This is a genomic window from Streptomyces sp. NPDC046759 (assembly GCF_040645475.1).
GTDB lineage: Bacteria > Actinomycetota > Actinomycetes > Streptomycetales > Streptomycetaceae > Streptomyces.
In genome coordinates this window covers 1-21,971 of record NZ_JBEYYJ010000025.1, presented here as the reverse complement: position 1 = coordinate 21,971, position 21,971 = coordinate 1, and the positions used below count along the sequence as shown (strand labels likewise).

Genomic DNA, 21,971 nt, shown 5'->3' with positions numbered 1-21,971 from the left:
ACGGGTTGTCGCACATTCCCTCGCGCTTCGCCCAGGGCGCGGGCCGGCGCTAACGCGGACCCGAACGCAGGCGCCAGCCGTCGAGCTGGGCGGCCGCCCACAGCGCCCGGCGGCACAGGTCGGCGCCGGCCGCGTCGGCCGCGCAGGGGCTGGCGCCGGTGTAGAAGAGCACCACGTCGGTGCGCCCCGGACGGGCGGCCACGCTGACATGCTGCAGCCCGCTGTGCTTCTCGGCCACGGCCCACAGCAGCGAGCCCAGCAAGGTCCCGTCCAGGACGTGGTCGGCGCTCGGTCCGACCAGCGTCGCGGTGGCCATGTGCACGGTTGTTCAACCCTTTTGGATCGGTGGTGCGGATCGTGCCCGGGCTCGGGCCCGGTCTCAGTCCCAGTGGATGTCCTCGTCACCGACGTGCGTCGCGCGGTAGAAGTCGCCCGGGAGCAGACCGGAGAGCGTTCCGTCGTGGACGGCGGTGTGCACAGCGGCGTCGACGACGGCGGTCGTGGCCGTCGGCAGAGAGCCGCCCGCCACCGCGTGCGCCGGCCCGGCCAAAGCGCCCAGCGCGGCGAACATCGCAAGCAGAGTGGACCCGACAAGTCTGTTGCAAGAAAGCATGATTCCCCCAGGAATTGCGGTACTCCGATTACCGTCGCAGGTCGATTTCTGATGTCCGGCCATCACCGGGTGACGGCGAATCATCAGCGACGGATGGTTCGGAAGGAGAAGGCCCCCGTGGCCTTCCGGCAGGGAAGAGTCTGCTGGAGCCGTCCACGTATCGGAAGGTCTTCCGGGCGGCATGAAAAGCGCTTTGGCACGTTGGTGCCACGCGAATGCGGCGGCACGGGAGTGGGGCGCTGAGGCGCAGTCGGCCGCTTGTCGGCCGCCGGGCCCACTCACGTCGTAGGATGATCCGTCGGCGGGTACGCCCGGACGAGTGCCGGGGGACAGGGGGCGTGCGTGCGAGGGGTGATACGCCAGTCATGCGGGGAATCGACAGTGCGGCGCAGACGGTCTACCGTCTGATGCTGACTGATCATCATCTAGGGGTCGAGGAGCTCGCCTCCCGGCTGGGCATGAGCGAGGCCGAGGTGCGGGCGGCGCTCGACCAGCTCGCCGACCTCCGCTTGCTGCGGCCTTCCGAGGAGGTGCCCGGGGCGGCCCCCGGCGGACTGCTGCCGGTCGATCCGCGGGTCGGACTGGCGGCCCTGCTGCAGCACAACGAGTTGCTGCGGCAGCGCCGCGAGCAGGACTTCGAGGAGAGCCAGGCCGCCATCACCCGGCTGCTGGCCGAGTACCGCGACGAGTCGGCGAGCGAGGACGACCACCGGATCGAGCGGCTGATCGGAATGGCGACCGTGCAGGCCCGGCTGGAGGAGCTGACACGCTCGATCTCCACCGAGTGCCTCGCGTTCAGCCCCGGTGGCGCCCGGTCCGCCGCCTCCCTGGAGGCGAGCCGCCCGCTCAACATGGAGGCTCTCACCCGGGGCGTCCAGATGCGTACCGTCTTCCTGGACAGCGTCCGCAAGGACCGTGCCACGACCAGGCACGCCGAGTGGCTGACGGACCTCGGCGGACAGGTGCGGACGGTGCCGGCGCTGCCGTTGCGGATGGTCATCTTCGACGGGGAGATCGCCCTGGTCCCCCTCGACCCGGCCAACACCCGCAAGGGAGCGGTACAGATCACCTCGGTGGGTGTGATCACCGCCCTGGTCTCGCTGTTCGAGCAGGTCTGGGCCGACGCGACGCCGCTCGGCACGCCACAGGAGCGCGACGAGCAGGGACTGACCCGCCAGGAGCAGGAGTTGCTCAGGCTGCTGGGGCAGGGCTACACCGACGAGGCCGCCGGCAAGCACCTCGGGCTGTCCCTGCGCACCGTCCGCCGGATGATGGCGGATCTGATGCAACGGCTCGGCGCCCGCAGCCGCTTCGAGGCCGGCCTGTACGCGGGCCGCCGCGGCTGGCTCTGAACCCACCACGACGGCAGTCCCGGCGCGAGCGCGCCGGAATGCTGAATTCCGTTGTCGGGTCACTGCGCATACGTACACCGGGAATTAGCCGCCGTACGTACCTCCGTTTTTCGGTATGTACGGGCTTCGGCGGGGGTGTTTGAATGGCCGCGTTGTCACCGACGCCGGGGAAGGCGGCTGGTCTTTGGCGGGGATGACTCTTCCCTGCGCGGCGGACCGGAAATACCTCGTCCTGGCAGCAAGAGGAAAGAGGAACCGTGACCGAGTATTTTCTGTCCGCCTATCTCACTCCCCCCGGTCCGGGCGCGGTGTTCTCCGTGCGGCACGACCAGAACGTCGCCCTCTGGCGGCGTGAGGGATCGGCCCTGTCGCTGGTGCGGGTCTGGGAGCTGGAGCGGGTCAGCGGACAGAAGCACCACTTCTGGCCGCTCTACACCGAGAAGCGCGCCACGGCGTTCCTGGACGGCCTGCTGGCCGAGGAGGGCCTGACCCTCGCCGACATCACCGCCTGCTGGGGCACTCCGGGGCTGCCGAACGACCGGCCCGTGGCGAAGCCGGCCGGTGCCGAGGACTTCCCCGTCCACAGCCTGGCCCACCTCTTCAGCGGAGTCATGCGCGACACCACGCTCTTCCGCGAGGAACAGATCATCGGCCTGGCCATCGACGCGCTTCCCGACTACGCGCAGGAGAGCCGTCCCAATCGCTACTGGTACGCGGGCTGCGTCGCCAAGGCCGGGCGGATCACGTTCGCGCCGGTCGAGTCACCCGGTCCGCTGTACACGGCGGCCGAGACCGTCTTCGGCCTGGAACCGGGCTCGCTGATGGCCCTGGCCTCGGCCTCACCGACCAGCATCGAGTTCGACACCGAAGCCGCGATCGCGGATGTCACGTTCTTCGGCGGGTCGGCGACGCAGCCGTGGAAGCAGGCGCACGATCTGGTGCGCGACATCGTCGCCGAAGCCGAACGTCAGCTGGAGGGAAGGACCCTCGACCCCGCGCTCAGCCGCGAGGACAACCTGCGCAGCGCGGTGATGAAGGCCGTCCAGCGCTGCTGCGAGTCCATCGCCGTCCGCAATGTCGAGCGCCTGCTCACGACGGGCGGGATCCGCGCCGAGGACACCTATCTGTCCACCAGCGGTGGCTACGCGCTCAACTGCCCCACCAACACCCTGCTGATGGACCGGTTCGGCTTCAAGGGGCTCATCACCCCGCCCTGTGCCAACGACTCCGGACAGGGCATCGGCCTGGGGCTGCTCGGCCTGTACGGCTCGGGTGCGCTGGAGACGGCCGACCTCCACATCGACTCCGCCTACTTCGGCCGCGACGTCACGGACACCGAGGACGCGCTCGCCGAGTTCGCCCCATGGATCGCCTCGGTCACCGACTTCTCGGCGGACCGGTTCGTCGCCGATGTGTCCGACGGTGCCATCGCCTGGGTCGACGGCCGGGCGGAGCTCGGTCCGCGCGCGCTGGGCCACCGCAGCCTGCTCGGCGACCCGCGGTCCGCGAAGGTCAAGGACCTGCTGAACGACATCAAACGCCGCCAGTGGTGGAGGCCGGTCGCGCCCGTCGTGATGGCGGAGCACGCACCCCGGTGGTTCGCCTCGGACCGCGAGTCGCCGTACATGCTCGAAGCGGTGCAGGTGCGGCCCGAAGTGCGCGACCTGGTGCCCGCGATCGTCCATCTGGACGGCTCGGCACGGCACCAGACCGTCACCGCGTCGGCCAACCCGGCCCTGCACCGGGCGCTGGACGCCTTCCGGGCCGCGACCGGCGTGCCGATCCTGTGCAACACCTCGCTCAACGACAAGGGCGAGGCCATCGTGGACACGGCGGCGGAGGCGCTGAACCTCTGCGTCCGCAAGGGCATCGGCGTGCTGTACCTCTGCGGGCGGCGGGTGGAACTGCGGGCGGATCCGGTGCCGGCGACCCCGGCGCCGGGGGGCCCGCGTCCGCGTGCCCTCGAGTACTTCGCGGGCCAGGAGGCCGACCGCGACGCGCTGTGGCAAGGGTGGCTGGACCGGGGCTACACGGTCGAGGGCATGTACCACCTGTCCCGCAGCCATGGACTGCGCGCCGAGCAGGAGTTCTCGACCCCCGAGCGGGTCAACATGCTCGCCGCCTACCGCGCCGAGGTCGACCCGTCCTTCGCCGGGCTCGTCGAGAACTTCCGGCGAACCCACGGCCCCGGCGGTTCCTTCGTCGACCCCTCGACGCTGACCGGCGCCTTCGGCGTCATCAACCCGCTGCGCCGGAGCCGCTGACGCGTCGGCCGCACGGACGGACGGGGGGCAGGGCGTGATGCCCTGCCCCCCGTCCGTACGCCTGCTCAGCCCAGATGCGAAGCGATCAGTGGGGCCACCGCCCCGGGACGCTCCAGGAGCGGCAGGTGCCCGGAGTCGAGCAGGGTCAGCAGCCGGCAGTCCGGGACCGTTGCCTGCAGCAGCTCGCCGTTGCGGACGAAGGCGGGCATGTCGTCGTCACCGACGATCACCAGGGTGCGCGCGGTGATCCGGCGCAGATCGTCCTCGGTGTGCCGGCAGGCGGTCAGGCCGTCCATGGCGCGGTTGCCGAGTTCCGCCCAGCTGTGCCGGGCGACGACCGCCCGCAGCGCGGCCCGTACCTTTGGGTGCCGCTCGGTGCCCTTGAAGATGTCGGGCGGCGACTGCATCCACAGGTCGGCAAGCTGCTCCCCCGGGCCGGTCATCCGGTACAGCATCGCCAGCTGGCGATAACGCACCTTCGCCGCGCCGTCGTTCGGGGTGCCGGCCAGGGTGGGTGCCGCCACGACCAGGCGCTCGACCAGCTCCGGCCGCTGTGCGGCGAGTTGCACCGCGGCCATCGAACCGAAGGACAGCGCGACGACCCGGCGGGCTCCGGTGTCCTCGGCGATCCCGGCGAGCCGCCCGGCCAGTTCGGTGAGTGTCAGCCCGGCCGGGATCGGGGCGGAGCCGCCGTGGCCGGGCAGGTCCACGCCGATGTGGCTCCAGCCGGGCAGCCGGTCCCACAACGGTCGCCACACGGTGGAGTCCATGGTGTAGCCGTGCAGCCAGAGCACGGCCGGTCCGCTGCCGTGACGGTGCAGACGGAGGTCCGTCATCGTTCCGCCCTTCCCGCCTCGCCGCACGCCCGTGCCTCGTCCGCCGTTCCGGTCAGGTCACCGAAGGCGGCGCAGAACGCGCGGAAGGCGCGCACGGGCGCGTCGCGCGCGTCGTAGGCGACGGGCGCGCGGGGGTTCAGGTGCTCCCAGACCACCTTGTCCTCACCGAGCGCCTTCTCACTGCCCTGGATCAGGGCCGGCAGCGCGGACCGCCGATCGCCGCGCACGCCGATCGCGACCCGCGCGACGCAGCCGCCCTCGGCCGTCGGCACCGAGCCGGTGACGATGACATGCACCTCGTCCGGCGGCCCGAATTCGGTGACCACCACCGACGGGCTGAACGCGCGGGCCAGGAAACGGGGTCTGTAGTCCCACCGCACCGTCCTGGTGCGCACCGCCTCCCAGCGCACCTGCTCCAGCCGGCGGGCGTCCTGCCAGGGCGAGGTCTGCATCAGGAACTCGCCCTCGATCACGAGTTCCCCGTCGTCACCCGTCCGTGTCGCCATCCCCAGGGTGCCGGGCACGCCGTGGACGGACTTGAAGTGGTCGGGGTCGAAGGCGTTCTCCACGACGTACTCGGGCGTCACCGCGACCGGCAGAGTGATGGCCTTGACCAGCGGATACGTGGTCTCCCAGGCTTTCACGGCCTGCTCGAAGCCGCGGTCGCCGTCCGGGGCGCCGGAAAGCCGGACGAAGAGCGCCTCGCCCCAGGCGAGCACCGTGTGCTCGCTCACCGACCAGCGCTTGGAGGTGTCCCCGAGGGCGATCCGCTTGCCGTGGAAGGGGCAGACCACACAGTCGCCCTGGCGCTTGCCGCCGTATCCGAGATGGGCGCCGCGATGCGGGCAGTCGGCGTCGAAGACCCGGATCCGGTCGTCCTCCCGCACGGCGATCAGGCGGCGGGGGCCGACCGCCAGCGGGGTGACCTCCTGGGCCAGTTCGGACCGGAAGGCCAGCAGGTACCAGCCGTTGTGCACAGTCGTGGATTCCATCGTCATCGATTCGCCAATACCTTGAGCAGTTCCTCTGCCGCCCGCTCGCCGCTCGCCAGGGCTCCTTGCACCCAGGGCAGCCGACTGCCGCCGACGGTCGCCTCGCCGGCGAAGAAGAGGGTGTCGTCCAGTGGCGCGGCCCAGGTCCGTACCGCGCCCTCACAGCCGATGCGCGGGGCCGTGAACGCGCCGGTGGCCCAGGGATCCCGCCCCCAGTCCGCGGTGGTCAGGCCCGCCACCCGGGCGCCGGCGGTCCAGGGCATGACGGTCTCCAGCAGCGCCGACAGCGCCGGGGCGCTGCGCACGGTGGCCCGCAGGGCGTCCGCCGCCCCGGCCTTCGCCACGAACAGCACCTCCGGCCGGCCCGCGGAGCAACGGACGAAGCCGCCCCTGCCGTCGACGTCGAAGGTGATGACGGTGTCGGGCGCTGCGCGGCCCAGGGTCACCACCGCGCAGTACCCGTCGCCGAGCGGCATCCGGGTGGCAGCCGCGATCTTCGCGTCGAGCTCCGCGCACGCGGGCCCGGTGACGCGCAGCCGCCCCCGCGCCACCACCGGCGGCGGCACGGTGATCACGGCGGCGAGTGCGCCGGTCGTCCCTCGCGCGGTGCCGGCCTCGACCCGTCCGGGGGTGTAGCGGATCTCCTGTACGGGATCGCCGAGAGCGATCCGCAGATCCTGTGCGAGCAGCAGCGGCAGCCGGTCGAATCCGCCGCGCACGGCGAACTCGCCCTCGCCGACGACGGTGTCGCCCCGATGGGCGTCCGACACACCCGCGGTGCTCAACTCCTCGGGATCGGCGGCCCAGTTCTGCCGGAACCACTCCCGTGCCACCCGTCCCTCCCGATGCGTGGTGCAGCGGGCACGCAGCCACGCGCCGACCGACCGGTCCTGCGACCCCGGCTCCCGGTGCAGCCCGGCTTCCAGCAGCCAGGGGGGACGGCGACGGTCCTGGCCCAGGACGCCCATGTCCTGGTTGCCGCCGTCCTGGACGACGCGGGCGGTGATCCGGCGTGGCACGGTGGTCATCCGGTCGGCGCCGACCAGCGCGTGCACCGGATTGCGCGCGCCGTGCACCACCTGGGCGCCGAGCTCCAGCGGGGGTCCGCCGTCCGCGGGGTGGAAGGTGTGGATACGGCCGCCCACCCGGTCCCGGGCCTCGTGGACGACCACGTCCAGCCCCTCTCGGCGGAGGCGCCCGGCGCAGGCCAGGCCGGCGGCGCCGGCGCCCACCACGATGACGTCGGCCCGCATCAGCCGCGGCCCTCCTCTGCTGTGCCGGGGTCCGTGGAGGCCGGGCCCGCAACGCCCAGGTCCACGGGGAAGGCGCGCAGGCGTCGCGGCACCAGACACCGGTCCCAGTCGGGGGCACCGTGCGGGCCGCGCATGCCGGGGAACCGTCGCAGCAGGTGCGCCAGCAGCAGGCCGCCCACCTGCCGTACCAGCTGGGCGGCGAGACAGAAGTGCGGGCCGCCGCCGAAGGCGAGGTGCGGGTTGGGGTGCCGGTCGATGCGCAGCTCGTCGGGGTCGGCGAAGACGGCCGGGTCACGGTTGGCCGCGGAGATCACCGCAAGGACACGGCTGCCGGCCGGCAGGGTGGCGCCGGCCAGTTCCACGGTGTCGGTGGTGACCCGGGCGGTGAACGGGATGGGTGCCTCGAGACGGAGCAGCTCGTCCACGGCGCGGCGGGCCGCCTCCCCGCCGGGTTCCCCGTCCGCGTCCGCGTCCTGCCGGGTGGTGAGCCGGCGCACCGCGGCCCGGTCGGGGAGGAGCGTGCAGAGCGCGTTGCCGACCAGCTCGGCCAGCGGCTGCCAGCCGCCGATCACCGCCAGGTTGAGGACACCGAGCATCTCCGGCCTGGTGAGCCGGTCGTCGGCCGCGAACGCGGCGAGTGGCGCGCCGCGTTCGCGTGGCGCCGACGAGGCGCTGTGCGCGTCCAGACAGCGGGTGAGCGCGACGGCCGCGGTCCGGCCGAGGGCGGCACGCGCCGGCGGGACCATCGGGTCGAGATTGATGGAGGCGGCCCGGGCGAGGGTCTCGAACCGCGCGTACTCGGCCGTCGGGAGCCCGAAGAGACGCCCGAAGACGGCGGTGGCCAGCGGCCGCCCGATGTCGGCGATCGCGTCCGGTCGTCCGGCCGCCGGGCGCCGGCCGAGCCGGTCGAGCAGCTCGTCGACGTCGCGGGCCAGATCGCCGGCCACGGACCGGACGGCGGACGGCCCAAGGAGCAGCGCTCCCGGGGCCCGGAGCCGGTGATGGCCGGGCGGGTCGGTGGTGAGCATGGACGGCGGGAGCGCGTCGTCCCGGGCACGCTCACGCTGCCCCCCGGCCGCCGAGAACCGCGAATCCCGGAGCACCGTCTGACAGTCGGCGTGCCCGGTGACCAGCCAGAGCCGGGAGCCGGCGTCGTAGTGCACCGGATCGTTCGTCCGCAGCCACCGGTACGCCGGATGGGGGTTGGTCCGCCCCGCGGGGGAGAAGGGGTGGTCGAGGTGCTCCGGCAGGCGCACCGGCGCCGTGGTCATGGTCCTGCTCCTGCTCCGGGGATCGTCGGCGGGCTGGTGGTCGGTGGACCGTGTGGCCCTTCGTCGTCGAAAGGGTCGTCGCCGTCCGTCAGCGGACCCGCGGACCGCGCCAGCGGAAGGTGAGGGCGGTGACCGCCAGTCCGCCCAGCGCCCAGAGCGCGAGCACCAGCGCGATGTGTCCCAGCTCCCAGCTGCCGGCCGGCTCCACGACGGTGAAGGAGTCCGGCAGGAAGACCGAACGGAAGCCCTGGGCCATCCACTTGACGGGGAAGAACGCGGCCACCGTCTGCATCCAGTGCGGCAGCTGGCCGAAGGGGAAGAAGACGCCCGAGATGAACTGCAGCACCATGAAGACCGGCGTCACGATCGCCGCCGCGGAACGGCTGTTGGGGATCAGCGCCGCATACGCGGCACCGGCCAGGGCACAGGCGATGGTCCCGAGGGCGAGGTCCCAGCCCAGGGTCATCCAGCGTTCGCCCGTGCTCGGCAGTGGGAGGCCGAACAGGGTCAGCGCGATGCCGAGCAGCAGTGCCGTCTCCAGCGCGGTGGTGACGATCACGCGCACCAGTTTGCCGATGAAGTAGGCGGACTTCGGCATCGGCGTCATCGCGAGGCGGCGCACCGTACCGGTGTCCCGTTCGATCGCGATGCTGATCGCGAGCCCGGAGAAGGAGGTGCTCATCACGCCGGCCGCGACGATGCCGGCCATGAAGACCTGTTTGAGATCGGTCTGGGTGCCCGCCACCTTGCCGGAGAAGATCGAGCCGAAGACGACCAGCAGGATCACCGGGAACATCAGGGTGAAGACCAGTGACTGCTTGTTGCGGAAGAACGCCTTGAGCTCGACCTTGGAGCGGGCCGCGGAGGTCCGCCAGACGCCGGGCATGCGGGGGGACTCGGCCGCCGTACGCTCCGCTGCAGGCGGGGTCCGGTCGGTGCGGCCCGTGGAGGGTTCGGTGAGGGTCATCGGATGCCCGCCTCGCTGGTGCGGTCGTCGGTGCCGTCGCCGCCGCGGCCGAACGTGTCGGTGCCGCCGGCGTTCTCCTTGATCAGGTCGAGGTAGATGTCCTCGAGCGTGGGGCGGTGCACCCGCAGCTCGGGGAGCTCCCCGACGCCCGCCTCGTGCGCCCAGGGGACCAGTACGGTCAGCAGCGCGGTGGGCGTGTGGGTGGCGATGCGCAGCACGCCGTCCGGGGTGCCCGGGAGCGCCTGCGCCCCCGGCGGCAGCACCGGCAGCGCCCGTCCCGCGAGTTCCGGCGGGATCCGGAAGGAGACCGTGGTCGGAGTCTGCGAGCGGTCGCCGAACTCGGCGAGGGATCCGGACAGGACGACCTTGCCGGCGACGATCACCGCGGCACGCTGCGCGAGCGCCTCGGCCTCGTCGAGGTAGTGGGTGGTGAGCACGGTGGTGGTACCGCGCTCGGAGAAGTAGCGGACCAGGTCCCAGGCCTCCCGGCGGGCCACCGGGTCCAGCCCGGTCGTGGGCTCGTCGAGGAAGATCAGGTCCGGGTCGCCGACGATGCCCACCGCGACGTCGAGGCGCCGGGCCTGCCCTCCGGACAGGTCCGTGCTCTGCTTCTTCTCGTGTTTGCCCAGGCCGACCATGTCGATGACCTGGCCGACCGGGAGCGGCGCCGGATAGAACGCCGCGAAGTGCTCGACGACCTCGCGCACGGTCAAGTCCGCGTAGGCGCCGGTGTTCTGGGGCACCACGCCGATGCGTGAGCGCCACCCCCGCCGGTCCTCGGCTGGGTCACAGCCGAGGACCCGCACGTCACCGCCGGTTCGCTGGCGGACGCCTTCCAGGATCTCGACGGTCGTCGTCTTTCCCGCGCCATTGGGCCCGAGCAGCGCGAAGACTTCTCCCGGACAGATGTCCAGATCCAGTCCCTGCACCGCGTGCCAGTCGCCATAACTCTTGCGAAGGCCGCGGACCGAGACGGGATTCTCCCCGACGGAAGTTGCCACGTGGATCGCTCCTGGGTGGATTTAAGATTGATCGGGTGGATCAGGTGCAGCAGCAGCACGGGCAGCAGCAGGAGTTGCCGCCGGCCGCGATGTCCGACAGATCGCCCTCGCTCAATTCGGCGGTGTCGATCTGCGGGGTCTCCGGGATGTGGAACTCGTAACGGCCGGTCGCCAGACCGATCTCGTAGAGCTCCACCTGCACCTCGAGGTTGCCCTCCTGCTCGCCCTCGGCGGCGGTGGAGACGATGACGATCTCCGCGTCGGCCGGGAGTTCCAGGCCGGCCTCGGCGAGCGCGGCACGCGGGTCCGACTGCAGGCGGGCCGCGTACTCCTCGCTCGACCAGGCGCTGATCAGGGCCCGGGTGTAGCCGTTGACGAACTCGGCCCGCTTTCGCTGGTCCAAAGCCATAAGACTTTTCCTTTTCTCGGTTCCGGTTTGCCCGCGGCGCCTTCTGTCGCTGCCGGCGAATGAAGAGTTGCACGCCGTCTGGAAGGCTGCCAAGACGTCAGTTCCGGCTCCAGGGGTAAGTATTGAGCACGTTCGGCGGGTGCGGTAGATTCCGAGTCGGGTGAAGCCGTGAATACGTATTGGATTACGCATCGGAATACGTATCCGAATGCGTATCGCCAAGTGGGGTGTACGTATTCGGGAATTCGGAGTACGTATGGCGCGCGGAATGCGTATGCGCGTACGTCGGCTGACGCCGACTCACCCAGTTTTCACCTGACTTGACATGACATGAGAGGAATCACGGAGGTGGTCCGCACCGTGCCTACGCACACGACGGCGCCGCGCGTCCCGCGGTCAGGCCCCCGGGGCGAGGCCCTTCCACCGGGCCCGCCGGGGGACATCGACATGGCCGTGATGCGGGAGTCGCCGCTCGCCTTCATCACCGAACTGGCCCGCACCTACGGCGGGATCACCCGTCACCGGGCCGACGGCGAGACCGTCTACCTGCTCAACACCCCTGAGTACGCCCGTCATGTGCTCAAGGACAACGGCGCCAACTACACCAAGGAAGGCACCCCGGACGACGCGATGCTGCGTCCGCTGCTCGGAAACGGGCTCCTGACGAGCAACGGCGAGGACTGGGCCCGCCAGCGCCGTCTGACCGCCCCGGCCTTCCGGCCCAGCTCGGTCAGGACCTTCGACGGCATCGTCACCGAAACCACCTCCGGCATGCTGGAGCGCTGGCGCCCGGCGATCGAGTCCGGCATCCCGCTCGCGGTGGACGATCACCTCACCGCGCTCACCCTCGGCATTCTCACCCGGGCCATCCTCGGCACCGACCTCGACGGCATAGGCGAGGGCTTCGGACGCGCGGTGGACGCCGTCAACCGGTGCATCGGCCACTACGTGCCCGACCCGGACCCCGACCCGGCGGACACCGCACGCCGGTTCGCGGACTTCAGCCGAGCCCGCGCCTTCCTGGACATGGTGACCCGCACGCTGATCGCGTCCCGGCGTGCGGCGGGGCCCTCGGCGTCCGGCTCGAGCCGGCGTCCCGGCCATGCGGGCAACCTGCTGGACACCATGATGTCCGCCGGCCACCTGGTCTCGGACGAGGATCTGCGTGACCAGGTGCTGACCATCGTCATGGCCGGCCATGAGACCACCGCCAAGTCCCTGACCTGGACGCTCCATCTGCTGGACCGGCACCCGCACGAGGCGGCGAAGGTCCGCGAGGAGGTCGACCGGGTGCTCGGCGGCCGGCCCCCGACGGCCGAGGACCTCGCCGACCTGCCGGTCTGCCAGCGGGCCATCAAGGAGGCGATGCGGCTGTATCCGCCCGTGTGGCTGATCTCCCGCCGGGCGGTGGGCGCCGATGTCATCGGCGGGTACCACGTCGAGCCCGGCACGCTCGTCTGCGTCAGCCAGTGGGTGCTGCACCGGCACCCCGCGTACTGGGACGCCCCCGACGCGTATCGCCCGGACCGCTTCGACGGCGCCTCGCTTCCCAGCCACCTCTACCTGCCGTTCGGCGGCGGCGACCGGATCTGCGTCGGTCAGCACTTCGCCCTGCTCGAGGCGGTGCTGGTGCTCGCCACCCTCGCCCAGTCAGTGCGGCTGGAGACCGTCGGAGGGACCGAGGCGGAGCCCGAGGCGCTGGTCACTCTGCGCCCGAAACACGGCATGACCATGATTGCGAGGCCCAGGTGAGCACGCCCGTCCCCGACACCGTCCGCCCACCGGGCGGCTCCTACGATCCGGTCCGCACCACCGGCGGCGGTCTGCCGGCGGAGCTGGCCCGCCTGGAGGCCCAGGCCGAACTCTCCTTCGCCGAGGAACTGCGGATCCTCCGCGACCTCGGGATCTGCGGCGCCGCCGGCAGTCCCCGGCCCACCGTTCTCGAGGTCGGCGCGGGTTCGGGCGCGGTGACCCGCCGGCTGCGCCCCGTGCTGCCGGCCGGCAGCACGCTCATCGCCGCCGACATCGACGCCCGGCTGCTGGCCCACGCCGCCGGTCCCGGCGTCACCTTGCTGGTCACCGACGCCGTGAACATGCCACTGGAGGACAGCAGCGTCGACTTCGTTCTGCTGCGTTATGTGCTCCAGCACGTTCCCGATCCGGCCGCCGTACTGGCCGAGGTACGCCGGGTGCTGCGGCCGGGCGGCCGGGTCGCCTGCACGGAGGTCGACTCCTCCTGCTGGGGTGCGGCCGAGCCGTCCTACCCGGAACTGGGCGGTGTGCACGCCAAGATGGCCGCCGCACAGCGCGCCGCCGGCGGGGACCGCGCGATCGGCCGACGCCTGCCCCGGCTGCTGAGGTCGGCGGGCTTCGAGGACATCGTCCTGCGACCGTTCGCCACCACCAACGACGATCACCCCACGGACGCCTTCGCTCCGCAGCTGGGTCCGCAGCGCCTGGAGCCCCTGGTGGCCCAGGGCGTCCTCTCCCTGACCGAACTCGCCCTCGCGTCGGATCGCTGGAACCGCTTCCGGGCGGACCCCGATGCCTGGGTGATGCTGCTCGGTCTCACCGTCGCCGCGACCACTCCCGCGGGTCGCGGACCACAGGAAACCCCTGAGAAAACCCCTCGCACCACCGAACGAAAGGCACCCAAGTGAACCCCAACGTGAAGATCTTCATCACGATCTTCTGCTACATCAGCGCCGTGGCGGGCCTGCTCACCGCCGTGATGGACGCCAGCCACAAGCCGGCCGACACCACCTCGGCCATCGTCGCCGGCGTACTCGGCGTCGCCTTCCTGCTCGGCGGTATCGCCCTGACCCGTAAGCCCCGCTACTGAGCCGGGAGGTGGGGCGGCCGGCGCGAACGCGCCCCGGCCGCCCCACCGGGCCACCGCCGGGACCGCCGCCGCGCGGGCCGACCGGTCCTTCGACGCCCAGGACCGGCCTGGCCTCGTGTGCCATGGCCCATACGGCGAACCCTGCCTTCGCGGCCGGGGGCGCCACCGCCCGGCTTCCGCTCCCGCTCGCCGAGGCCCCGGGCCTGCCCGAAGGATGGGCCTACGTCCACCGTGTTGTGCAACGCGCGCGGCGCGCACCACGCGAGCGTCGCGGAGCCGGCGCTGACCCTCACCCTCACCCTCGCCTCGCTGCGAGGCGACCCGCACTTCGTCTCACGCCGTTCGAGTGCGACGTGCTGCGGGTCGCGCGAACCGCCCGAACTGCGTCCCTGGGCACTGTTCACGCCCTTGCGGACTCTCCCGACCTGCTCCCACGCGCCGACCTGGTGATCCTGGCCACGCCCCTCACCGACGCCACCGTCCACCTCGTCGACGCCGCCTTCCTGGCGCGCATGCGAGACGGCACCCTGCTGGTGAACCTCGCGCGCGGCCGCGTCGTCGACTACTGGATCACGCCCTTGTCGGGGTCGCCGAGGGGGACGCTCTCCACCGGCCAGATCTCGCTGGGTGCGGCCAGGAGGGGCTTTGTCGCGTCCCTGATCCGCCGGAGGTTCGAGCCGGCCAGGTGCGCCTGGAAGTCCTCCGAGGTGAGCCAGTGCTCGACGATGAAGACGCCCTCGCCGTCGGTGTGCAGGGCGAACAGCCCGCACCCCGGTTCCTGATGGACCAGCGGGGCGAGCTCGCGGTACACGTCAAGCACGTTCTGGACCTGGCCCGGCGCGGGGATCAGGCGGGCGATGACAACGGGCATGCGCGCACATCCTTCCGTGAAGGTCTCACTGGCCGCGCACGTGGGATTCGGACGAAGCCGTACTTTCAGGATGCACATCACCTGTGGATACGCGACGGCACGGGAGGACGTCACGGCAACGTCGAAGGGCCCCACCGCGAACGGTGGGGCCCTTCGACATCGTGCCCGGTGAGGCACTGGCGGAGGATACGAGATTCGAACTCGTGAGGGGTTGCCCCCAACACGCTTTCCAACTGTGTTGGTGGTCTCGGGAGCCTCGGACGGGACCGTTCAGCTGCGTTCATCTGTATTCGGCCGCGGGAGCGGCGACCGGCTTTCGTCTCGTCTGAACGGCCGTGAACGTCGCTGAATGAGACGGAAACTGAGACGGTCGCCCATGGTCCTAGAGCTGACCTCGCCACCATGGCACGTCCAGGCTGTCAGCCGGGATCACCTTGGCTCTCGCGAGGATCTTCCTGTCGAGGGCCCATACGAGGGCGCGTAGCTCATGCGCGCTCTTCCTCGGCAGTGCGTGAAGCGCGGTTTCGAGGTGGCCGCGGAAGTCGACGCCGTAGCACCCGCACTCGAGGATGCCGCAGTCAGGACCTACGAGTGGGTCCGCAAGTTGTCTGAGAGGGCCGTGGGCCAGGGCCTTCCAGTGCCAGAACGCTTCTTCCGTGGCTTCGGGCCAGAATCGGGTCCGCTCAAGCCGACGCAGGTCAGCTGTGCAGGATCCTGAAAGGCGGTCAATGGACGGGTACCGGCGCTGCCTCGGCCGGCGGGTAGGAATGTCGCCTCGCAGGGCTGACGGGCGCCTACGCGGCATTGCCCCTTCGGTTGTCGGTCATGGCGGCAAGGTACAGAACGACCTGTTCGGTGGCCACTGCGTATCCGGTGGCCGAAGCCCTGAGCTTGGGAAGCTGCGGTCATTTGGGATTGGTCCAGGCGTCGACCTGGGTGAACGGCCGGAATGGGCCTCGCCGGGCCAGGCTGCTTTCCCCGAGCTTCCCCGCTGTTCCCCGCTCGATCTGGTGCGCTTGTGGTGCGGGGTGCTCGCATGCCGTATGCCCCGCAGAGCCTGTTCGGCCGTAAGGTGCACCGCGTAGGGCCATAAGATGCAATTCGGAATGAATTATGTCATGTCGCGCGGTACGGCGGGCACTTTTCGCTCGCCCTCCCGCCTGCGGCGCCGCATCGCCTCATCCTGTTGGCCGGACGCTCGCGGCGGGCGACTTCAAAAGGAGTGACATGCTCACGCGTGAGTCCTTTGTCCGGACCGCCCGGGTGCTCTGTATGGGCGCCGCCTCCGCGTTCGTCCCCATCGCGCTGGCCGCCCCTGCTTCGGCCGCGACGCTGCGCGTGGCGTGCAGCGAGGCTGCCTTGCAGAGCGCCATCAACACCGCCAATAGCACCCCTGGGAGCGACACGCTCAACCTGGCGCCCCGCTGCACCTACCGGCTAACCACCGAGCTGCCGGCCATCACTTCACCGATCCGCATCAACGGCAACGAGGACACGATCACCCGTGTTTCGGGAACGTTCCGTATCTTCACCGTCAGCGGTGGCGACTTGACCCTGGTAGGGGCCACCCTCACCAACGGCGACGCCACGGGCAGCCCGATCCAGACCGGCGCTGGTGGAGCCATCGTCGTCACCGGCAACGGCTCCCTGACCCTTCTCGGCGACCTGATCGCGAGGAACCACGCCAACTTCGGCGGCGGCATCAGCGTGTTCACTGGCTCCCAGGCGCAGGTGACCGGGAGTGTCTTCACGGGCAACACGGCCGCTGTGAACGGCGGCGCCATCGCCAGCGACGGCCAGACGACCGTCAATGCCAGCAACCTCAGTGGGAACACGGCCGACAACGTGGGTGGCGCCATCGCCAACACCGGAACGCTGACGGTCAACGCCAGCACGATCCTCAACAACACCGCGCCGAACGGTGGCGGTGGTCTCGCCAACGGTGTGACCGCCCAGCCAGGCGGAACCTCCACCGTGACCGCCAGCGTCATCATCGGAAACTCGGCCAGCGGTACGAACCCCGGTGGCATCTACAACAATCAGGGCACCGTGGACCTGCGTGCCACCGTGGTCATCCGCAATAGCCCGAGCAACTGCCTCAACAGCCCGACCCCGGTCCCCGGCTGCCGCAACTGACCTCCGGCACCCGTCGCCGACTACCGTCGCGCGGTCCGGTGCGCACTGACACAGATCTTGAAAACCGTCTGGAAGCGATGTCACCGTGGGTTCAGATGCACGCCCACCGCGCAGTTGAACGGCCCCTGACCAGGTGAGACGGTCGGGGGCCGTCGCGCTGCGCGTTGACCGCCAGCCACCGTGGTTTCCCGTAGCCCCTGCACGGTCGGGCACGGATGGGGTACGAAAATTTGTATCCTCCGAAACACCTCTCGCGGAAGTCCGCCCGTGAGTCAGCGAGCGACTGACCTGCGGCGCGCTTACACACCTTCCGCGGTACTCGACAGCCCTAGCCGGTGGTAGAGGAGGCAGGGTGGTGATGCGGTGCCAAGGGGGCGCGTTCTGTCCGATGCTCGGCTCTGGGCGCGCCTGCGCTCGCTCTATCCGGCGACGGCGCATCCGAGGCATGGCAGCGCGTCGGGCATTGCGGTGGACTACGACTCGCTCATCCGCGGTCGGGAAGCACGAGGAGAAGGGCGCAGCCTGTCTCAGGGTGCCCATCTTGCGAGCGGTTCCCGACAGTGCGGAGCAGCGAGGAGTCGAGTTGCTTCGGCAACCGGGTCAACTCGTGCGTCGTCCGCCTGAGATGGGGGTTTGCAATGACACTGTCACAGTGGCAGAGAGCGTTGGAGTGGCTGGCTGCCGCGGCAAAAGACCCGCGCGCATGTCGCGACGACTGGATGCACGGGGTGACCGGGATCCACCTCCTGGCCACCGGGCGCATGTGGGACGTCCTGACTGTTCCTGAGCGCCTCGGCCTGTACACCGCCGAGTTACTGGGCGCCATTTCGGTGACGGAACGGGGACCAGTTCTGCATGACGGTCGAGGCGGCCGTGTGGGATTCCTGCTGCCGGCCGACCCCACCGCCTTGTGGGCCGGTCACAACCTGAGATACGTCTCGAAAGGCGGCTGGATCGCTGCCCCCGCCCCGCACTGCCGGTCGGGGACACTGCACTGGCTCATCCCACCGGACGGAAGCGGCGCCCTCACCCCACCTGAGCTTCTGGAACTGGCCCTGGACGAGGCACTTCGCGAGATGGCCCATACCCAGGGCTGCTCTCGCCACCAGCTTGTGCCTTGCCGTCGCGCACCAGAGCCGGCCGCGAGCGGCACCGACCGACGATCGGGATCCTGATCACGGCGGTGATCTACGGGGTCTGTGACAAGCACCTTCATGAGGTCCGCGGTCAAGGAAGGTGGACGCAGGTTCCCGTCACGTACCCCGGAGCCACGTTGCAGCACCGCAGCCCCCATCACCCGGACAACACGCTTCCAAGTCTGTTGGTGGTGTGGCTGTCTGATGCCGGGTCGTTCACCTGGGTTCATGTCCATCCGGCCGTTCAACGAGATCCGAGGGCCGAACCCTCCTGAACGTCGGCGTCCGTCCCTGAATGAGGCGGAAACTGAGACGGACAGCCTGTGTCTTCGGGGTGCTGGTACACCGAGCACCTCGTCTGCCGGCACCAGTAGCCGAAGAACTGGTTTCAGTGGGTGCTCAAGTCGACGGATGCTGTTGGGCGTTGGTCTGACCTGCGCTGACGTGCGCGCTGTCTGTCGTCGCCTGTCGACGTTGGTCACTGTCGGACGGCCCAGAGACGGCCCAGCCCTCAGAGCGGTTCTCCTGGCGCCGTGGCTGCTACACAGTGCCTGCGCCGGCGCTTAGAAGATGCGGGCGCACCTTGGCGGACCGGTCCGAAGAGCCCGCGCCGCCATCGTGCCCGGCTGTTGGGTGCCGCTGCCGTCCGCCGTCGTTGCCGTCAGCATTGCCGTCACTGCCGCTGACGTCAGCGTGTTGTGACCGCCGCATCAGGGAGTTCGGTCTTCCCCTGGCACTGTGGTCGGCGCTTGCCTCCCCTTCATCCCACAGTCGTCCTGCGCCGGTAGTACGCGAGCGTCGTGGCCGCGAGGAGGGGCGCCCAGGCCAGCAGCGGGGAATAGCACACCACGAGGAGTACTTGCTGGGCCGGCGTCTGCGTGACACGCCCGATCAGCCCTGCCGCCTGTGTACAGGCGAACCACCCCACTATCGTGCACAGCACCGCCGCCCCGAGCATTGCCGGTACTACCACCGCGAGTGTATGCACGCGCCGTCCGCCGATGAGGGGGAGCCAGCGGGGTGCGACCTCGCCCCACGGTCGCACCAATCCGAGTGTGAGCAGGGCGAGACCTTCGGTTATCAAGGTCAGCGAGATGGCTACGACCGCCTCGCGACCGTTCCGGCCCAATTGCTCGGCCACCGGGAGCCCCGCAACCTGGGCGATCCGCCACAGGCCGGACGGCAGGGTGACAAGTGGCACCGTGTGGGCCGCGAGGACAGCCCAACGTGGAGCATTGGATAACCCGTCGATCTTCACCATGAGTTCCATCGTGCTCACGCCGAGATGTCCGCGCATCCGCATGCAGGATGACAAGCCTCTCCTCTACGGGGAGTACCTCGCTACCGCGTCGGGGGGCAAACGAGAACTCGCTATCGCCGCACTTCCAGAGCTCAGACCGGCGGCCCGAAGGAACGAGTCAAGACCAGGTCCGCGCTGACTACCGCGCTGCCCAGGAACACACCGCCATCGGCCTGGAGGACCGCGAGCCGGTGTCCAAGCCCGCCCTTTCGGTCACTCCGGTACGGCCGTGGCCGAGGAGGTCTATCGGAAGCAGAAACAGGTGGGGCACCTAGGAACGTTCCTAGGTGCCCCACGTGGCGTTTCTCTGTCGGGGTGGCGGGGTTTGAACCCACGGCCTCTTCGTCCCGAAGCAACTTGGACGGGGGTTCTGCCTTGGGCTGGTATGGCTCTCAGCTGTGCTGATGGTCCGCAGACGTTCGTGTGCGTCCGCCGCTGTTCGTCGGCGTTGTCACGCAGTTAGACACTCATGCCTGCTGCGCAGCTTGCTTCGCGGCCGCGTTCCGGGCGTGAGCCTCGCGTCGCAGTCGGCGTTCGTAGTCCGCGATCTGGCGGGCTATGGGGACACTGGTGGCAGTTCGGATCAACCGTTCGTTTTCACGATCCACCAGGAAAGGGCCGTTGCCTCCCAACCGAGGGCGCTGCCCGCTCTGACCGTCCCGGACTGCCCCCCAGTAGAAGATCCACCCGAACGGCAAGGCCTCCACGCGCAGGATCTGAAGGTCGTACGCGCTGTGGCTCCGCACGTCGTCGATCTCGGCAAGCACCAGTCGGCGCGCGTCCTCGTCGGTCAGCATTATCCGATGATGGCATGGCGCCTTCACGTGCTGGCTCGCGTACACCCGCTTTAGGAGTTCGATCACTCCCCGGCACTGCCGGGGACCAGCCGGCCACGCTGGCTATGCCAGGCGGCCTAGGAGTGCAGGTGTCCGGTGTCGTTGATGGCACTTGTGGATGTCAGAACGGCCCAACTGCGTGCGCCCACAAGTACATCAATTACTTCATTTCGGCCACCAGCCACTTCCCATGGCTTTCAGACAGAAGCAACTCGGTGATCTGGAGCGGGTTGTCGCGGACGTTGACGTGCCCGAAACTCCCCTCTTTTGCGAAGAATGCGGAGTCATAGGAGGTGGCCACTCGGTGCCGCTCGGCGCGGCCGAGAGGGCCGACCAAGGCGTCGACTGCCTGTGGGCAACTCTTCTGGCGCTGGTCCGCGGCGAGCTCGGTCTGTGCGGTCCGGGTCATGTGGGCACACACATTCTCGCCCTCATCTGAACCGAGGGCCTTCAGGAACGTACTGCCGGCGTCCCTCACGGCGTGGATACGGGAGGTGGTGTCACGAATGGTGTGGGCGATTCCCAGCCCCCCGACCACCACGAGAAGCGCTGTCGCGCACAAGATCGGCACGCGTCTCTTGCCTTGCCCGCCTTCCGTGGCGACCACTGCACCTCCGAGTAAGTCTCGCGGATCCGATAAGAGTACGAGGCTGGTGTCGCGCACGTCACTGCCCGATCCGAGCAGTGTCGGGGCTGTGACTGCCAGGGGTTCCCCGTGGTTCCCGCTCGACGGGCACGCATGGGGCACGGCTACCTTCTGATCCGTAGCTCTATGTGGATCGGTCGGTCAAGGTCATACCGGTCGCGCTACGGCCTTACGAGGTCGTCGCCGGACGGGGTCGGTTGCTGTGGTTGCTGTACTTCGCTGCTGTACCGCCACCGGCCTCGTCGGCCGACCACCGCTTTGGTTTCGACGGGAGCAGCTCTCATCGGCGGCCTGAGCCTGCGCGGTCTCGTCGCCGCCCACGGCGGCACCCTGCGCTGACCTGCGGCATACCCCCGGGTAGGACTCTCAGGGGACACCCCTATCCTCTCCCCAGTCGCGCACGTGTTCGTGCGCATCGGGTGGGGAGAACAGCGGTGGACAACAGCGCCATGCCGTCGGACGGCGTCGGAATCGTGCGGGAGTACCGCAAGTACAAGAAGACGCCCTTGGTGAGGATCCTGGGGCCGTCGGTCATTCCGATCCTCGCCTTCTCCCAGACAATGGGGCACGGCGACCCGTTCCGGTGGCCGATGCTCATCCTCGCCGTCATTTTCGTGCTGACCCTCGCGCGGCTGGGGCTCTACATGCGGCGCGGCCGCACGCTGGTCGACCCTGACGGCATCACAGTCCGCCGCGCCCTCACCGAGCGCACCCGCGCCTGGTCCGCCATCTACGACATCCGCGCCGAGCCCGTTCCGAACGCCATGGGTTCCGCCCGCCACTGGCTCACCTACATGTACGACACCGACGGCCAGCGCCTCCTCCTGCCGCACATCGACGACTGGCAGCTGGACAACCCGCCGGCCGAGGTCGCCGGTCTGCTGGCCGTCGGTGCCCCGTACCGCGGCATGGCGTGGGAGCGCCGGCCGGAGGTGGAGGCGCTGATCCGGCAACGGGCGGCGCACCGCAGGGCCTGGCTGTGGGCGTTCTACGGGGCGCTCATCGCCTTCGGGTGCATGACCGTACTGTCGATCGGACTGTTGTTCACCTCGGACGGCTCGCCCGTGGTCCTGCTGACGACGCTGGTTCCGCTGGGCTCCTTCGTCCTGTTCGCCGCCCTCTTCCACGCGTGCTGGAAGTACCTGGTCCCCCGCGACCAGCGGAAGGCCTGACACACGTCGGGGGCGGCCGGTCCGGCCCCCCCCGCCCACACATACGGCGCACGGCGCCAAACCAACAGCTCTAT

20 protein-coding genes and 1 pseudogene are annotated in these 21,971 nt (G+C 69.9%); 8 read left to right on the top strand and 13 right to left on the bottom strand.

All coding sequences use genetic code 11. From position 1 onward, the window contains the following. Window positions 1-49: 49 nt before the first annotated feature. Both ABZ919_RS29240 and ABZ919_RS29235 read right to left on the bottom strand, forming a co-directional pair. On the bottom strand, window positions 50-316 hold the full coding sequence (locus tag ABZ919_RS29240) for a hypothetical protein (protein ID WP_361253442.1): 267 nt from the start codon (window positions 314-316) through the stop codon (window positions 50-52). A 63-nt stretch (window positions 317-379) separates the two neighbouring features. Then, complete coding sequence (locus tag ABZ919_RS29235; RefSeq protein WP_361253440.1) at window positions 380-571, bottom strand: hypothetical protein; 192 nt, start codon at window positions 569-571, stop codon at window positions 380-382. 407 nt (window positions 572-978) lie between these two features. On the opposite strand from ABZ919_RS29235, the gene ABZ919_RS29230 reads away from it, so the two are divergent. After that, window positions 979-1,965: a LuxR C-terminal-related transcriptional regulator gene (locus ABZ919_RS29230; RefSeq protein WP_361253439.1), complete on the top strand. Its 987-nt coding sequence runs from the start codon at window positions 979-981 to the stop codon at window positions 1,963-1,965. 257 nt (window positions 1,966-2,222) lie between these two features. Next, window positions 2,223-4,229 (top strand): carbamoyltransferase C-terminal domain-containing protein, encoded by a 2,007-nt coding sequence (locus ABZ919_RS29225; protein ID WP_361253437.1) that lies wholly within the window; start codon window positions 2,223-2,225, stop codon window positions 4,227-4,229. A gap of 65 nt (window positions 4,230-4,294) precedes the next feature. Here ABZ919_RS29225 and ABZ919_RS29220 read toward each other — a convergent pair whose 3' ends face one another. The 7 genes from ABZ919_RS29220 to ABZ919_RS29190 all read right to left on the bottom strand — a co-directional run bounded on the left by ABZ919_RS29220 (window position 4,295) and on the right by ABZ919_RS29190 (window position 10,958). Beyond that, on the bottom strand, window positions 4,295-5,065 hold the full coding sequence (locus ABZ919_RS29220) for an alpha/beta hydrolase (RefSeq protein ID WP_361253435.1): 771 nt from the start codon (window positions 5,063-5,065) through the stop codon (window positions 4,295-4,297). Beyond that, entirely contained in the window at window positions 5,062-6,063 is a 1,002-nt protein-coding gene (locus ABZ919_RS29215; protein WP_361253433.1) for a Rieske 2Fe-2S domain-containing protein, read from the bottom strand. The genes ABZ919_RS29220 and ABZ919_RS29215 overlap by 4 nt, the downstream gene beginning before the upstream one ends. Further along, the gene (locus ABZ919_RS29210) at window positions 6,060-7,310 is read right to left on the bottom strand and encodes an NAD(P)/FAD-dependent oxidoreductase (protein ID WP_361253431.1); all 1,251 of its coding nucleotides are present in this window, start codon (window positions 7,308-7,310) and stop codon (window positions 6,060-6,062) included. Before ABZ919_RS29210 ends, ABZ919_RS29215 begins: the two co-directional genes overlap by 4 nt. Beyond that, window positions 7,310-8,581, bottom strand: a complete 1,272-nt coding sequence (locus ABZ919_RS29205; RefSeq protein ID WP_361253429.1) for a cytochrome P450 — start codon at window positions 8,579-8,581, stop codon at window positions 7,310-7,312. Before ABZ919_RS29205 ends, ABZ919_RS29210 begins: the two co-directional genes overlap by 1 nt. Before the next feature lie 88 nt (window positions 8,582-8,669). Continuing rightward, complete coding sequence (locus ABZ919_RS29200) at window positions 8,670-9,548, bottom strand: ABC transporter permease (protein WP_361253427.1); 879 nt, start codon at window positions 9,546-9,548, stop codon at window positions 8,670-8,672. Further along, the gene (locus ABZ919_RS29195) at window positions 9,545-10,549 is read right to left on the bottom strand and encodes an ABC transporter ATP-binding protein (RefSeq protein WP_361253425.1); all 1,005 of its coding nucleotides are present in this window, start codon (window positions 10,547-10,549) and stop codon (window positions 9,545-9,547) included. Before ABZ919_RS29195 ends, ABZ919_RS29200 begins: the two co-directional genes overlap by 4 nt. Before the next feature lie 40 nt (window positions 10,550-10,589). Next, on the bottom strand, window positions 10,590-10,958 hold the full coding sequence (locus ABZ919_RS29190; RefSeq protein WP_351209657.1) for a hypothetical protein: 369 nt from the start codon (window positions 10,956-10,958) through the stop codon (window positions 10,590-10,592). Between the two features lie 447 nt (window positions 10,959-11,405). Between ABZ919_RS29190 and ABZ919_RS29185 the strand changes: the two genes are divergently transcribed. The 4 genes and pseudogenes from ABZ919_RS29185 to ABZ919_RS29170 form a co-directional block, all read left to right on the top strand. Next, on the top strand, window positions 11,406-12,710 hold the full coding sequence (locus tag ABZ919_RS29185) for a cytochrome P450 (protein ID WP_361253423.1): 1,305 nt from the start codon (window positions 11,406-11,408) through the stop codon (window positions 12,708-12,710). Further along, window positions 12,707-13,618, top strand: a complete 912-nt coding sequence (locus tag ABZ919_RS29180; protein ID WP_361253421.1) for a methyltransferase domain-containing protein — start codon at window positions 12,707-12,709, stop codon at window positions 13,616-13,618. The genes ABZ919_RS29185 and ABZ919_RS29180 overlap by 4 nt, the downstream gene beginning before the upstream one ends. Continuing rightward, window positions 13,615-13,800: a hypothetical protein gene (locus ABZ919_RS29175; RefSeq protein ID WP_351209663.1), complete on the top strand. Its 186-nt coding sequence runs from the start codon at window positions 13,615-13,617 to the stop codon at window positions 13,798-13,800. Before ABZ919_RS29180 ends, ABZ919_RS29175 begins: the two co-directional genes overlap by 4 nt. 234 nt (window positions 13,801-14,034) lie before the next feature. After that, a pseudogene (locus tag ABZ919_RS29170) lies at window positions 14,035-14,363 on the top strand (NAD(P)-dependent oxidoreductase); the annotation flags it as partial. Here ABZ919_RS29170 and ABZ919_RS29165 read toward each other — a convergent pair. Next, window positions 14,363-14,671, bottom strand: coding sequence for a putative quinol monooxygenase (locus ABZ919_RS29165; RefSeq protein ID WP_361253419.1), 309 nt, complete (start codon window positions 14,669-14,671; stop codon window positions 14,363-14,365). The pseudogene ABZ919_RS29170 and the gene ABZ919_RS29165 overlap by 1 nt on opposite strands. A gap of 1,227 nt (window positions 14,672-15,898) precedes the next feature. Here ABZ919_RS29165 and ABZ919_RS29160 point away from each other — a divergent pair. Further along, window positions 15,899-16,807: a hypothetical protein gene (locus ABZ919_RS29160; protein ID WP_361253417.1), complete on the top strand. Its 909-nt coding sequence runs from the start codon at window positions 15,899-15,901 to the stop codon at window positions 16,805-16,807. 1,896 nt (window positions 16,808-18,703) lie between these two features. On the opposite strand, the gene ABZ919_RS29155 is transcribed toward ABZ919_RS29160, so the two are convergent. The 3 genes from ABZ919_RS29155 to ABZ919_RS29145 all read right to left on the bottom strand — a co-directional run bounded on the left by ABZ919_RS29155 (window position 18,704) and on the right by ABZ919_RS29145 (window position 20,686). Continuing rightward, window positions 18,704-19,204: a hypothetical protein gene (locus ABZ919_RS29155; RefSeq protein ID WP_361253415.1), complete on the bottom strand. Its 501-nt coding sequence runs from the start codon at window positions 19,202-19,204 to the stop codon at window positions 18,704-18,706. A 506-nt stretch (window positions 19,205-19,710) separates the two neighbouring features. Next, entirely contained in the window at window positions 19,711-20,040 is a 330-nt protein-coding gene (locus ABZ919_RS29150; protein ID WP_361253413.1) for a hypothetical protein, read from the bottom strand. Between the two features lie 199 nt (window positions 20,041-20,239). Then, a complete protein-coding gene (locus tag ABZ919_RS29145) occupies window positions 20,240-20,686 on the bottom strand; it encodes a hypothetical protein (protein WP_361253411.1) in 447 nt (148 codons plus the stop codon). Between the two features lie 473 nt (window positions 20,687-21,159). Between ABZ919_RS29145 and ABZ919_RS29140 the strand changes: the two genes are divergently transcribed. Then, complete coding sequence (locus ABZ919_RS29140) at window positions 21,160-21,897, top strand: PH domain-containing protein (protein ID WP_361253409.1); 738 nt, start codon at window positions 21,160-21,162, stop codon at window positions 21,895-21,897. Window positions 21,898-21,971 lie beyond the last annotated feature (74 nt).